General features: G+C 62.4%; 9 protein-coding genes. 3 read left to right on the top strand and 6 right to left on the bottom strand.

The window, feature by feature from the left end; all coding sequences use genetic code 11:
- Positions 1–27: 27 nt before the first annotated feature.
- The gene (locus tag KUF59_RS34770; RefSeq protein ID WP_258767717.1) at positions 28–1,134 is read left to right on the top strand and encodes an acyltransferase family protein; all 1,107 of its coding nucleotides are present in this window, start codon (positions 28–30) and stop codon (positions 1,132–1,134) included.
- Positions 1,131–2,231 carry an acyltransferase family protein gene (locus KUF59_RS34765; RefSeq protein ID WP_258767716.1) on the top strand — a complete coding sequence of 367 codons (1,101 nt, stop codon included), beginning with the start codon at positions 1,131–1,133 and terminating at the stop codon, positions 2,229–2,231. Before KUF59_RS34770 ends, KUF59_RS34765 begins: the two co-directional genes overlap by 4 nt.
- 15 nt (positions 2,232–2,246) lie before the next feature.
- Here KUF59_RS34765 and KUF59_RS34760 read toward each other — a convergent pair whose 3' ends face one another.
- Together KUF59_RS34760 and KUF59_RS34755 are read right to left on the bottom strand one after the other, a co-directional pair.
- A complete protein-coding gene (locus tag KUF59_RS34760) occupies positions 2,247–3,350 on the bottom strand; it encodes a glycosyltransferase family 4 protein (RefSeq protein ID WP_212461858.1) in 1,104 nt (367 codons plus the stop codon).
- Between the two features lies 1 nt (position 3,351).
- Complete coding sequence (locus tag KUF59_RS34755) at positions 3,352–4,185, bottom strand: polysaccharide pyruvyl transferase family protein (RefSeq protein ID WP_258767715.1); 834 nt, start codon at positions 4,183–4,185, stop codon at positions 3,352–3,354.
- Positions 4,186–4,307: 122 nt separating this feature from the next.
- On the opposite strand from KUF59_RS34755, the gene KUF59_RS34750 reads away from it, so the two are divergent.
- Complete coding sequence (locus KUF59_RS34750) at positions 4,308–5,786, top strand: lipopolysaccharide biosynthesis protein (RefSeq protein ID WP_258767714.1); 1,479 nt, start codon at positions 4,308–4,310, stop codon at positions 5,784–5,786.
- A gap of 1 nt (position 5,787) precedes the next feature.
- On the opposite strand, the gene KUF59_RS34745 is transcribed toward KUF59_RS34750, so the two are convergent.
- The 4 genes from KUF59_RS34745 to KUF59_RS34730 all read right to left on the bottom strand — a co-directional run bounded on the left by KUF59_RS34745 (position 5,788) and on the right by KUF59_RS34730 (position 14,243).
- Positions 5,788–6,909, bottom strand: coding sequence for an acyltransferase family protein (locus KUF59_RS34745; RefSeq protein WP_258767713.1), 1,122 nt, complete (start codon positions 6,907–6,909; stop codon positions 5,788–5,790).
- A gap of 228 nt (positions 6,910–7,137) precedes the next feature.
- Positions 7,138–11,049 carry an RHS repeat protein gene (locus tag KUF59_RS34740; RefSeq protein ID WP_258767712.1) on the bottom strand — a complete coding sequence of 1,304 codons (3,912 nt, stop codon included), beginning with the start codon at positions 11,047–11,049 and terminating at the stop codon, positions 7,138–7,140.
- A 474-nt stretch (positions 11,050–11,523) separates the two neighbouring features.
- A complete protein-coding gene (locus KUF59_RS34735; protein ID WP_212461853.1) occupies positions 11,524–12,969 on the bottom strand; it encodes a hypothetical protein in 1,446 nt (481 codons plus the stop codon).
- The gene (locus tag KUF59_RS34730; protein WP_258767711.1) at positions 12,966–14,243 is read right to left on the bottom strand and encodes a glycosyltransferase family 4 protein; all 1,278 of its coding nucleotides are present in this window, start codon (positions 14,241–14,243) and stop codon (positions 12,966–12,968) included. Before KUF59_RS34730 ends, KUF59_RS34735 begins: the two co-directional genes overlap by 4 nt.
- Positions 14,244–14,288: the final 45 nt, after the last annotated feature.

The following is a 14,288-nucleotide window of genomic DNA, read 5'->3' as shown; positions in this document are numbered from 1 at the left end:
GCTCGTAAATGGAAAAGAAGGCGCGGAATGCATAAACGGCTGGCATTTATCGATACGTTGCGGGGCATCGCCGTGCTGTCCGTGCTGTTCCAGCACGCGCTCGAGGTGATCGTGCAGAACCACCCGACGGGCGCGTACTATTGGGCGTTCCACGACGCGATCGGGTACTACATCAATTTCGGCCGGTTCGGCGTGGTGCTGTTCTTCTTCGTCAGCGGCTTCGTCATTCCGTTCAGCTTCCCGGACAGCGCGACGCCCGTGCGTGATTTCGCGATCAGCCGCTTTTTCCGCCTCTATCCGGCCTATTGGACGTCGATCGTGATCGGACTGGTCACGATGCAGGTGCTGGAGTCCAAGGCCTTCCCGCTGTCGCAGCTCCTCGCCAATGTGACGATGCTCCAGACCTTCGTGAATGTGCCAAATCTCTGGATCTTCTACTGGACCCTTGCCATCGAGCTGCTGTTCTATGTGGGTTGCACGATTCTCTTCGCGATGGGCTTGCTCAACAACCGCTTCACGGCTCCGGCGATCGTCGTCACGGCCGCGGTGATCGGCATCATCGTGCCGCTCCTCACCGAGAGCAGGGCGGTCTCCTCGGTGCTGGAAGTGGGGCTGAACCTGTCGGCGATGTTCCTCGGCAAGATCGTCCGCGATGCGGTGATCGGCGGAAAGCTGCGATGGGGGCATGTCGCAGCCTGCACCGCGGCCTACGCCGTCTTCGCGATCACGTTGTCCGACAGGCGCTTTGGCGGCGTCTATCAGGAGAACTTCTTCTACAGCTATTCGATCGGATCGGCCTATGTCTGCGCGGCGCTGGTCTTCATCGCATCCGCCGCGTTCGGCGAACGGATGGCCTGGCGCCCGATCGCGTTCGTCGGCGTGATCAGCTATTCCGTCTATCTGATGTCACCGTTCGTCATCGTCTGGATTCACCGTGGCCTCGGCGTCGGTGAAGGGCCGCTCGGATGGTCCCTGTTCGTCGCAATGGTCCTTGCGCTGTCGCTTCTCGTGAGCTGGGTGACGTATGCCTTCGTCGAGAAGCCGTGCATCGCCCTTGGCCACAGGTTCCGTTCGGAGCGCAGGCGGGCCGTCGTTCTCGAGCCGGCGCTCAGCAGCCAGGGTGCCGCTGAGTGACGGGCGCGGCACCACAGGCGCGCGGGACTTACGATGGCTCGTTCGTGCCGTCGGTGCAGGGACTGCGCGGCATCGCGGCCCTCAGCGTGCTGATGGATCATTTCTACGACATGCCCAAGGGAGGGGTATATGACATCCCCGATCCCGGCTTCCTGCCGCCGCTGTGGCCATGGTTGCAGTCGACGATCAATGTCGGCGGACACGGTGTCGAACTGTTCTTCATGATCAGCGGCTTCCTGATCCCCGCAAGCCTGGTGCGGCATGGATCACTGCCAAAATTCTTCTTCGACCGCGTGATGCGCATCATGCCGGTCTTCGTCGTTCTGCACTTCGCCCTGTTCGTGATCGGGCCGATCGTCGGCTACAAGTTCTTTCGCGGGATCGACGTCGCAAGCTATCTCGGGATATTCACCGCCAATCTCTTCTTCCTGCAGGATGCGCTGGGTCTGCCGATCGCGCAGCAGAATGCCTGGACCCTGACCTATGAATGGGCGTTCTACATCTGGTTCGCACTGACCTTTGTTGCGATCCGGCTGGGTGGCAGAGCGATGGCCGGGCCGCTGATCCTGCTGGGGTTTGCCTGCGTGTTCCACTGGCCGATCACGGCGTTCTTCTGTGTCGGCATGCTGTTCAGCGCCGTCGGCTTTCGCATCCATATCCCGGGAGTGCCGGGTCTTGTCGCGGGGTTGATGTGCGGGGCTGCCATGTATGCGAGCCTGGTGCTGTTTCATCCCTTTGTCGGTCTCATCCCGGGTGTCTTGCTGTTCGGCATGGTGCTGGCCACGGGCTCGGGCATCGGCCGTGCGCTCAGCACGCCGGCGCTGCAATATGTCGGCAAGATCAGTTACAGCCTTTATCTTGTGCACCCCTTTGTGCTCTTCCCGTTGCAGGTGATCGGGCTGAAGTTCGTCGCCGCGGGCGTCGACCGCTGGCTGCTCTGGGCCGCGTTCATCCTGATCGGGCTGGCAATGTCGCTGATCGCGAGCGCGATCAGCTACGAACTCATCGAGGTCAGGCTGCGGCGGCGGCTGGATGGCGCCTTGCGGAGCCTGTTCTTCCGGCCGCTCGGAAAGATGGAGCAATCCGTCTCGTCGTGAGAGACGGAGGCATGCTCAGGCTGCGAGACGGCGATAGGTCGAGAACAGCCCGTCGGCGATGTGATCCCAGTTCAGCGATCCCGCCGCCGTTTGTCGCGCGCCTTCGGCCAGCGTTGCAGCCAACGATCTCGAGGTGAGAACGCGCTCCAGCGCATCTGCGAGCGCCGCGGCATCTCCCGGTGGCACCAGCAGACCGTTGACCCCGTCGTCGACGACGTCGGGAATCCCACCCGTCGCGCTCGCCACCACGGGCCGCCGATTGCCGTAGGCCGAGGCCAGCACGCCGCTTTGCGAGGCGTCCTTGTAGGGCAGGGCAACGACCTCGGCAGATTGGAATAGCGAGCCGGTGTCTTCGGGGGAGATATAGGCATCGATCGTCTCGATGGTTGGCATCCCGGCCATGCGTGTGCCGAGCCGCGCCATCTCCGGGCCGCGGCCCGCCACGATGGCTTGATGCGGCACGCCTCGTTGCGCCAGCTTGTCGATTGCGTCGAGGAAGACATCGAGCCCCTTGTAGGCCCACATGCGTCCGAAGAAGAGGATGCGCCCGGCGGTCGGCTGAAGCGGCGCAACGTCGTCAGGCGGCACCATCAGAACCCCGTGCATGGAGGACGTGATCTCTCCCTTGTAGTCGGGCGATGCGCGACGGAAGTCGCTGACGCAGCGCTCGCCGTGCACCGTGACATGCGTTGCGCCGGCGCGCATTCGTCCTCTCAACGCCTCCTCGCTGGAGTTCGTGCCGGATCCGCCCTCGGAATGGGGAATCGCGTCATGGACGGTGAGGACGCGCGGCAGGCTCGTGAGCCGAAGAAGCTCCATCAGTCCGGCCGTAAAATACTCCGGACATTCATGGCAATGGACCACGTCCGGGCGGAACGCCAGGATGTCGAGAAAGGACTTCGGCAGGCCGATCGCGCCGAACCGACGCAGGCTGAGATCGCGAATGCGCGCGTCGAACGGCGTCGACGCCGGAATCCAGGACAGGTTCCACTGCTGGTTGGCGTCCTTGCGGTTGAGCACGAGACGGACATCGCAATGCCGCGCCAGTGCTGCGGCAAGACGATAGGAATATTCCGCGAAATGCGGCGCATAGATCGCGACGCGGAGGCGTCTTGGCATGTCAGTGTGTCCCGTTCCAGAGATCGATGGGGAAGGCGTCCATCAAGGCTTGATGATCGAAAGTGAGGCGTGGCGCGCCTCCCATTTCGCGCCCCTCGTCGAGGCCGGAGGCGAATTCGACATCGAAGCGGCCCGTGCCTTCATAGTAGTCACGGTACTTGAACTCGGACTCGCCTTCACTCAGTCGCACATATCGCGCCGGTATGCCGAAGGCTTCCGCAACGACGATGCCGTGCAGGGAGCTTGCCAGCACCAGCTCTGCCTCAAGAATGGCGTCAATTCGCCGATTCCATGACCCCAACGGACTGACCACATTCGCAAAGGTGCGATCGATCAGGCCGAGATCGTGCAGGTTAGGCACGAAAATCCAGGGGCGCACCGGGCGCCGTTGAAAGCGGTCCGGAAACAACTGCGGAAGCAGCAGGGCAGGGTCACCAAATACATCCGGAACGGCAAGACCGCGCCGTCGCAGGATCTCCTGCGTGCGCGGGCCGCGCACCGCACGGACGTCCAGTTGCTCGACCCGCCGGTTGAGGTCGCCTTGACCCGCCCGCCCGTTGATGCCGCTCCCCCAGACGACGTCGTCATTTCGTGCGTAGTGCAGGATCGAGCCGATTGCGAACAGGCGCGCGCCGCGCGGAACTTCATCGGCGAGCGTGTGACCAAAGCGCCGCAGACATTGTTCGACGATCACGAGCGACAGATAGTCGCCGAAATTGACTGTTCCGTCGTCGGGTTGCCAGAAGAAGAGTTCCACATGAGGGTAGGGCAATTGATGAATAAAGTCGCATCCGACCTCATTGATCAGCCTTCGTAGATTGCTTCGAAAATTCATGCGGCCTCAGTTCGCAGACGCTATCTTGGCATAATGTCCTTCTAAAAGAGGCGACTGTTGGACCGTCGCAGCTGATGGTTCGTCAACGAACTCAGCGTATAGCGATTGTGACAGACGTCCCATTGAACCATCAGACATCATTCCGACAACGCTCGATCGTTTCGGGCGTCATCTGGTCCACCATCGACTCCGCGGTCGGGCAGGCGCTTACGCTTGCCATCTACGTCATCATGGCGCGGCTGTTGTCGCCCCATATCATCGGCCTCGTGGCCACGGGAGCGCTGGCGCTGGATTTCTGCCGTGCCGTCCTCATCGAAAGCATCGCGGTCGCGGTGCAGGCGCGCGCGGAACCGAAGGACGAGGACTATACCGCCTCGTTCTGGCTGATTGCGGGTTTCTCGTGCCTTGCCGCCGCGCTGCTCTTCGCGTCGAGCGATGCGATCGAGCGGCTCTCCGGCCTGCAGGACCTCGCGCTCGTTCTGAAGGGATTTTGCATCGTGGTCGCCGTGCAGGGGCTGTCCCGCACGCATGAGGCCTGGTTGACGCGCAATCAGCAGTTCCGGCCGCTCGCCATTCGCTCGATGATCTCCATCTCGCTCGGCGGTGTGGTCGGCATCGCGCTGGCGAGCCAGGGCTATGGTGTGCTTGCGCTGGTTGGACAGCTGGTGATCACCTCGATCGTATCGCTGGTCAGCCTGTGGACGTTGACGCCATGGCGTCCCGGGCTTCGCTTCAGCCGCCACACGGCCGGCGAGCTCCTCAGCTACGCCCGCTACGTCTCGCTGACGGGAATCACGAACTTCGCCAATGCCAATTCCGACCTGATTTTCGTCACCTGGTACACCGGTGCTGCCGGCGCCGGCTTCTACAGCCTCGCCAAACGGCTGGTCAACGCGGTGAGCACGGTGATCGGCAATTCGCTCAACCGGGTGTTCTTCGCCACGATCGCGGGTCTCCAGCATGATCGCAAGGCGTCGAGCACGACGCTCCTCGACTTTGTGATGTACACCTCGCTGCTCACCGCGCCGATCTTTGCCGGCATCGCGGCGTTGGCGCCGGATCTGATCACCGCCTTCTTCGGCACCAAATGGCTGGAGGCGGCCCCGCTCTTGTCGATCATCTCAGTAACCGGATTTCTGACCACCATCGGTCTCTACAATCATTCGGTGATCCTGGCGTTCGGAAAGCCGCATTGGCAGACCTGGCTGACGCTGATCTACGCCGTCTCGAACATAGCGATCTTCATCGTAGCCGCGCCCTTCGGCCTGATCGCTATCGCGGTCGGTTATGTGGTACGCGCCCTGTTGCTGTATCCGCTGTCTGCAGGAGCCTCGCTCCGCATCCTGTCCGCCACCGTCGGCCGATATGCTTCCGCTCTCGTGCCGGCCTTCATGGGCTCGGCGGTCATGGCAGCCGCGGTCGTCAGCCTGTCCTACGCCATGCCGACGATGTCGCCTTGGCTGCGGCTGGCTTCGCTGACCGCGATCGGTGCGTCGATCTATCTGGCGGTCGTCCTCGTCGTGGCGCGGCCGGCCGTAGTGCAGGTATGGCAGGAAGTGTCGAGCCGCGTCCGACGCTCGGGAAGTCGGACGAAGACCTAGTTTAGCGCGCGTTCGCGGCCTGGCCAGCTTCAGCGAGCGCCAGGGCGTCACTGGCGGAGGATTTCGGCTTGGAATCCTTTGGCGCCAGGCGGCCGATCAGTTTCCGAGCCGGGTTCTCGATGTAGCTGTATGTTATGTCGGCGGCGATCGTCAGGACGACGCAGCAGGCCACGGCGAAGATCGGGAAAGCCTCCGGCTGAAGTTCGAGCCCGTTCCAGGCCGGCTTGAACACCAGGATCAGCAGCAGCTCGTGCAGCATGTAAATTGCGTAGGAGGTGTTGCCGAGGCGGCCGAGCCAGACGGTGCCCGGAAACATCTTGAACGCACTCTCGCCGATGGCGGTGAGCAGGATGGCAAGCGAAAAGAGAATGATTGCCAGATCCGGCTTGGCGAAGACGTTGAGGATCAGAACGGACGTTGCGAAGACGGCAAGTCCGACGATCGCGAGCGGTTTGCTGCGATACTTTCCGGACAGTTTGAACAGGATCGCCAGCAGGATGCCGTTCAGGAAGCTCGGCAACGCCCGCAGCATGCCATAGTCGAAGTTCGCGCCATACATCTCCGAGCGCTCCTGCCAGATCGGCAGATGGCCGTGGGCAAGAACGGCGTAGGACACGGCAACGATGATCGCGAGCATCAGCGGAGAGACGTTCGTCGCCAGAATCATCAGGAGCGGGAACAGCAAATAGCAGAACAGTTCCGCGCTGATCGACCAGGAAGGCGAGTTGAAGCTCAAGTGGTCGGTCACGCCCCAGGCCTGGACGAGGAACACATTGTGAATGAAGTCCAGGAAGCTCGTATGCGAAGTCGGGCCGGCGACTCCGACCCATGCGAGCGCGACGAAGGCCAGCAGGGTGAGGAGGTGGAGCGGATAGATTCGCGCGATTCGGCGGACCAGAAAGCGCAGATAGGACCGCATCCCGGTCGAACTCGCCGGATACGAATAGGAGATCACAAAGCCGGACAGGATGAAGAACATGTCGACGAACAGGCCGTACGAGCCGTTCCATGCTGGCGAGATGCCCTTGTCGATGTTCTTCAGGTGAAAGATGAAGACGCCGAGTGCTGCGACGAACCGATAGAAATCGAGAACGACAAAACGTCGAGATTCATTTGCTTGCATGTCGGGCTTCAAGTTCGTTGCGGGCGTCGTGGACTTCTAGAGCCAAATTGTGACGCAAGTTCGCAACATGGCGTCGCGTCGCGACCCATCGAGGTTTGGAACAATTCGCGCCTGCTGTGCGTGACGCCACGCGAGGAGGCAGACGCCTGAAAATTGAGCGGGGCCGGGACGCGCCGGTCCCGACCCCACTCTTAGTAGTGATGCACGTCTGCGGTTGCTCCGCCGCTCCTACACGAACATGAAGTCGTGGCTCGTGAGGCTGGCTGCGTTGATGTTCTTCAGCGTGATCGTGTCGTTCGCCGAGATCGTCACGATCGCGTCCGCACCGGATTGTGCGACCTGGAGGTGGCTGTAGTCGGCCACCAGCACCTTCAAGATCTGGATCGTGTCATGGTTTGTGGCATCGCCGGCCTGGAAGTTGACGATCTGGTCGTGGCCGTGATCGTAGGCGACCGTCGTCGAGCTTGGCGCGGTCGAGAACAGGTCGTTGCCGTTGCCGCCCCCGATCGTCACGCCGGCAGCGACCGCCGTGACATTGTGGGTACCGTCGGCCTTGGTGTCGTCGAAGAATTGCAGCGCGTTGGCGGCGTTGTAGTGCTCGTGCTGCGTGGTGCCGGCCTGTCCGTTGAAGTTGAACAGGAACACGTCCTTCGAGCCATCGACATTGTTGGCGATCTCCTGGGTCTTGGAGCCGCTGCCGTTATAAATGTCGGTCAGCTTGCTGCCGTCGTCGTGGACAACCTGGGTGTAGTCCAGGGTGCCGTCGGCATGGGTCCGGGTGATCTCCACGATTTGCCCGGACGCGTCGAGATGCTGGTGCTGGGTGGTGTAGCTCTGTCCAGTGATGTTGTAGCTCCAGTTGTCGGAGGTGCCGTCGGCGTTGGTGATGTAGGCCGCGGTTTTCACGCCGTTGCTGTACACCGTCGTGGAATGATAGCCGTCCGCCTTCTGCACTGCTTCGCTGGTGAGATGGCCCGTGGCGTCGTACCAGTCCGTCGTCTTGGTGCCATCGCTGGTCTGCGCGAGCGTGAAGGCCAGGCTGCCATCGGCATGGGTTCGCGCGATATTGGTGAGAAAGCCGGTCGAATCGTAGCTGTCATGCTCCGTGGTGTAGTTTTGTCCGACGATGTTGTAGAGGAAGACGTCCTTCGAGCCGTCGGCGTGCTTGTCGGTCTCCGTCATCTTGACGCCGCTGGCATTGTAGGTGCTGACCACGCTGCTGCCGTCGGTATGAACGATCATGCTGTAGTCCAGCGTCCCGTCGGCGTGGGTGCGGTCCATCTCCGTGACGTTGCCGGACGCATCCAGGTGCTGATGCTGCGTGGTGTAGCTCTGACCGGTGATGTTGTAGCTGTAGTTGTCGTGGCTCTGGTCGGCGTTGGTGATGTAGGCGGCGGTCTTCACGCCGTTGCTGTACACCGTCGTGGAGTTGTAGCCGTTCGGCTTCTGCAGGACCTCGCTGGTGAGATGGCCCGTGGCATCGTACCAGTCGGTGGTCTTGGTTCCGTCGGCACTCTGCACCAGCTTGAACGCCAGGCTGCCGTCGGCGTGACGGCGCACCAGCGTGGTGAGGAATCCGGTGGCGTCGTAGATGTCGTGCTCGTTCGTATAGTTCTGTCCTGTGATGTTGTAGAGCCAGACGTCCTTGCTGCTATCGGCGTGATAGTCGGTTTCCTTGATCTTGTTGCCGGCGGCATCGTAGTTGGTGACGACGCTGCTGCCGTCGCTATTGATGACCTGGGTATAGTCTAGCGTTCCATCGGCGTGCTTGCGGGTCACGGCCGTCACCTTGCCGGACGGGTCCACATGCTGGATCAGCGTGACGTAGCTCTGGCCGGTGACGCCATAGCTGTAATTGTCCTGGCTGCCGTCGGCATATTTGACGTAGGCCTTGGTTTTCAGGCCATTGCTGTAGAGCGTCGTCGAATTGAAGCCGTCGGCCTTCTGGATGACCTCGCTGGTGAGATTACCCGATGCGTCGTACCAGTCGGTGGTCTTGGTTCCGTCGGCGCTCTGCACCAGCTTGAACGCCAGGCTGCCGTCGGCGTGGCGGCGCACCAGGGTGGTGAGGAAGCCGGTGGCGTCGTAGATGTCGTGCTCGGTGGTGTAGTTCTGACCGGTGATGTTGTAGGTCCAGACGTCCTTGCTGTGGTCGGTGTGGTAGTCGGTCTGGACCAGCTTGACGCCGGTGGCGCTGTAGGTGGTGATCGTGCTGCTGCCGTCGCTGTTGTAGACCTGCGTCGAGTCGAGCGAGCCGTCGGCATGGCTGCGCACCACGGAGGTGACCTTGCCCGTGGTGTCGAGGTGCTGGACCTGGGTGGTGTAGCTTCGGCCCGTGATGTTGTAGGTGTAGTTGTCCTGCGTGTGGTCGGCGTTCAGCACATAGGCCGCGGTCTTGACACCGTTCGTATAGATGGTGGTGGAATAATATCCGGTCGGCTTCTGCACGACCTCGCTGAGGAGGGTGCCGGAGGTGTCGTACCTGTCGGTGGTCCTGGTCCCGTCGGTGGCGAGATGGATGAAGCTGGTCTTCACGCCGGCGCTATAGCCAATCGCATCCTTGGAACCGTCCGCATAGACGATCGTGGTCGAGACCGGGCGTCCGGAACCGTCCAGGCCCGTATTCGACGTCGACAGCAGTTTCCCGCTCGCGTTGTAGGTCAAGGTGCTGGTCCAGGCCGGTGCGGAGTTCGTCACCGAGAACGAATAGCCGCCCTGGATCTTGGACAGCGCACTGCCATAGTGCGAAATAATGTAGTCCATGGTCGCCTTCGATGCGACCGGCAGGACGTGGCTGTCCGTCAGCGTGATCGATTGCAGCGTGCCCGACGCATTGAGATCGGACAGTTGCGGCACGATCTCGGCGGCGGTACCGCTGATGTGGGACGGTGTGCTCGGTGGCGGCGTCGTGGTCGCGGGCGCGTCGATTTCGATGACGAGCGGGTGATCGCTCACCGGAACGATGATCGTGCTGACATCGGTGTAGGTCGCGATCGGCGCAGTACCGCTCAAGGTGTCGTAGACCTTCACGGAGTGGTGCACGCCGCCGAGATCGACCGTGACGTTCTGCGTTGGATTGGAGATCTCGGTGTCGGTTGAGTCCTTCCAGAGCTCGGGCTCAGCCCAGACCAGGAGATCATAGGTGCCGTTGCTCTTGCCGAGCACCATGCTGTTGCCGGAGTCCGGCATATTGCTGAGGCTATAACCCAAGGGCGTCGTTGGCTGGCTGGTTCCCTTGCCGTCATCGGCGAGAATGGTCGTCAGGTTGTGAATCGCGGTCGCGGCGAGTTTCGGCGTACCATCGGAATGGAACAGCCCGAACTTGGCCTCGGGATTGGTGTTGCCGGCCGAGGAGTCGCGATCGAACATCTCATAGAGATATGTCGCGCTCACCCCCGCCTTGTAGGAATCGACCAGCGTGTTCAGGACCGACTTCGCCTGGACGGTCTCGTTGACGCCGAGATATTGCGTGTTGGCCTGGGTCGTGTAGCCGGTCTCGGTGATCACGACCGGCTTGCCCGAAGCTGCGGATTGCACTGCGCTCAGCGTTGCGGCCAGCGAGCTTTCCGGCGTGGAACCGGTGCTGACATAAGCGTGCGCGTTGGTGAAGTCGACCGAGCCCGACATGTCGCCGAGCTGGTGGTAGCCCTGCGGATCATTGTATGCGAGCGACAGGTTGTAGACGGGGATGCTGGCGAGCGAGGCGTTGGCGTTCACCGCCTGGTACAGCGCGCCCTGGAACTGGGCGGCAGCGTGCAGGCTCGAGCTGCCGTTGTAGTTGAAGGGCTGGTGGTTGGCTTCGTTGAGCCCCTCGATGGCAGTGATGCTGCCGGGGTGGCTCGCCAGGAACTTGTCGAGGGACACGATATAGTTCTGAAGTCCGGCCGTCCCTTGCGAAGGCAGGGCCGAGGATACCAGAAAGTCGAACTTGTAGCCGGCGGCAGCCAGACCATCGACGACGGGCTGCGCGGCCGGATTGGTCGCCATCGAATCGCGCAGATGCGTGACGCCGAGATACTCCAGGTCGTCGACCATCAGCGCGAGATTGTTGTAGTCGGTCCAACCAAAACCGGCGTGCGTGTTGACGCCGATCGAATTCACGAAGCTGTTTGCGGAGAGGACGGTCTGATCTGTCGACATTGCACACTCTAGTTTGGAGGCGAGCGAAACTGCTCGCACGGGTTAGCGACGAACTCTCTACTTCGAGTGTGAATTTCAGATAAAAGTTGAGTCAGACGACGCGTGCAATTCAAAGTTCCGTCGCAGGAACAGAGCAGCTCGCTTGTCTGCAAAGAAGACCAGTGATGTCGGTGCAGCATGGCGCGAGAAAGGCGCTTTCAAGATTTCCACGACATTGCGCTGCTGAATCTTCGCGCATGTTGCTCATCTTTGATTCAAGTGTGCGCGCGCGTCGTCGTGACGAGATGCGATTGCGAACATGTGCTGCATCGATATGCGCCATCCGCAATCGATGACCGTGGACCCACTTCGGGGAATCTGCGGATGTGCGAGCGGCTCAACATGCGCGCTCGATTCGACGATGTCTGGAATGATGGCGAGGGCGTTTTCGGCGTGGAACTGTGGTCGCAGCGGGCGCCGCCAATGTCCTTGCGACTATCGCTCGATCGCCTCGATTATGTCGCCGGGCTTGCCTGCGCCCATCGGCGATCGGCGCGCGCGTCCCATCATCAGGAAGTCTCCGCGCCAGGCGACGAGTGTGGTCAGGATGGCCGCAAGCAGGACCTTGCTCGCGAGCCATGCCGATGGCTGCGTCGGCAAGGCCGCGAGCGATCCGATCAGTACTGCGGCCACGACAGCTTCATTCACCAGCGACCAGCGCAATACCGCGCCGAACCGGATGGTCGGGCCAAGCGCGAGCAGGGCTGCGATGGCGGTCGTCACCGAGGCGGCGGCCAGCGCACCGCCCGGCGACAGGCCGGCGGCAACCGCGATCGCGGAAGTTAGCGCAACGATGGTGAGCTGGCCCGCGGCCACGATGACCAGCCGGGTCGCAAGTTTCTCGAGGTGCGGGACGACCGCGACCGTTGCCTGGAGATGCGTGTGCAGGAAATACAGCAATGCCGCCATCGGCGCTGCTGCCAGGAAGCCGTCGAGGCTTTCGTGTGGCACCAGGATGCGCGCCGCATCCGGAATGAAGCCGATCAGCCCGCCGAGCAGCACGACGGTGGTGCAGATCATGAACTCGAACATCCGCCCGGTCGAACGTGCCGCCTTCGCGCGGCTGCCGTGCTCGAAGTCGTTGACCACGTCGGGATAGCTGACGGTGTGGATCGCGGCATTGAGCACCCAGAACGGACGTTGCAGCAGGTCGAGCGCGAGCGAGAAACCGGCGCTTGCGCCGCTGGTGCCGAGGCGGCCGATCACGATGAAGCGGAGCAGAACCGGAACCGACAGGTGAATGACTGAAGCACCCGCCGCCAGCATGCCGTACCGACAGAACTCGGCCCAGTCGGCCAGCATGATCCGCAACGGCGCGGGACGCAGCGGCATGCGACAGGCGACCAGCGCTGCGGCAAGCCCAGTCACGTGGCCGGAGGCAACGCCGAGCAATGCGGCCTCCGCCGTCCCTGTGCCGCCCGCGCCGATCGTTGCGCCTGCCAACAGCGCGGTCGCCCGCAGCGCGAGAAGCAAGGATGCCATGCCCAGCCGGTCGGACAGGCGCACGGTCAGGAAATACAGATCCGTCACGCCCTGGAGCACAGCGACCGTCAACCCGAGTGCGATGACGCCGGCCGGGAGCTTGCTCAGAAGGGATGCGCTTGCGCCGATCGCGACGAGCGCGACCCCGCTCAGGCTCGCGGCGGCGAACAGCGACCATCTCAATCGCGCCGCATCACTTGGCTTGGCTGCCGCGAGGAAACGCAGGCCGGCCAGCTGAAGCCATTCGAACATCAGCACGCAGAGCAACTGGCTCGATGCCAGCGCCAGCGAAAGGTTGGTGTAGTCGGCCGCGGCCAGCAGATGGCTGGTCGCGAAGATGAGGACGACCGCAGCGGCGCTCTGATAGACGTATCCTGCGATCGCAAACAGGCGGATCATCTCGAAAGGAAGCCACTCTTGCCGGTGATGGCTGGTCCCTTCGGCGGTCCCGCCGCGGCCGCGTGCAGCTGCGTCATCCGTCGCTCGCGCAATTGCTCGTACAGACCGCGATAGGCGGACACGACGTCTGAAAATACCCACTTCCTGGTGTCGCGGACGAGCCGCTCGCTGATCTCCTGGATCTTGTGCGGATCGGCCGCGACGCTGAGCATGCTCTTGGCGAGCGAGTCCGGATCGGCCTCCGTCAGCCAGCCGGTCACGCCGTCCTCGATCGCCTCCGGCATGCCGCCGAACCGCGTGCCGAGCAGCGGCCGGCCGGCGGCTTTGGCGTCCGCGACGACGAGCGGGCCGGGGTCGTGCCAGATCGACGGTGCGATCACGACGTCGATTGCCCTGTAGAAGTCGTCGGGCGAGACGAATCCCATGAATTCCACGCGTGCATCGAGCGCGAGCTTCTTGAGGCGCTGCTGCTCCTGCGGGCTGACGCGGCCGGCGATCAGCGTCTTGAAGCGCTCGCGCGGCAGCATCGCCAGCGCCTTCATTAGATTGTCGATGCCTTTTTCTTCCGTTAGCCGGCCGATGAACCCGAATGTCACCTCGCTCGTGCAGAGCGGACGGAGAAAGGGCGCGCTCGGCGGCGCGGTCGAGGCATTATGGATGACGGTACGGATCGGCGTGTCCGCGAACAGGCCGAGGTCGGTATGGATCGACAGCACGCGTTCACTGACGCCCACCACGGCGCTGAGCCAATGTGTCGCGCGCCTGCGGTGATAAGTCAGAAGCGAGCAGCTGGTGCAAGTCGTTGCGCAGGAGTGCCCGTTCGTGAAGCGCGAGCAGCGCGGGCATGTGAGATAGTAGTCGTGGATCGTATGGAGGACGGGAACGCCGAGTTGCGCGGCGACGCGCCAGATCGCCGTGGTCAGCCCGGACAGGTTGTTGGAATGCAGCACGTCCGGCTTGAAGGCGCGTATCCGCTCCGCGATCATCGGCGCCCAGATCTGCCAGTCTTCGATCGCGTGCCAGATGCTTCGCAGCGCCACGTTCTTCTGCTCGGCGAACGGCAGGTAGATGTTCTGCACCGGCGCCGAATAGACGTCGACGCCGTCGCATCTCTCGCGCGGCTGATCGGGGAAGGATGCCGCCCGGATCACCTCCACCTCGTCGCCGCGCTCGACCAGGCTTTCGGCGAACCGGCGCGCGAAGATCTCCGCTCCGCCGACTACCTTGGGCGAGGCAGTAGTCGGATAGAGCGAGGAGGTCAGAAGGATCTTCATCTCATTGGACTCTTTGGTGGAATTGCTGCATCCGCTTCACGCAAC

It is taken from the genome of Bradyrhizobium arachidis (assembly GCF_024758505.1).
Taxonomy (GTDB): domain Bacteria; phylum Pseudomonadota; class Alphaproteobacteria; order Rhizobiales; family Xanthobacteraceae; genus Bradyrhizobium; species Bradyrhizobium manausense_C.
This window is presented reverse-complemented; position numbering and strand designations above follow the sequence as displayed.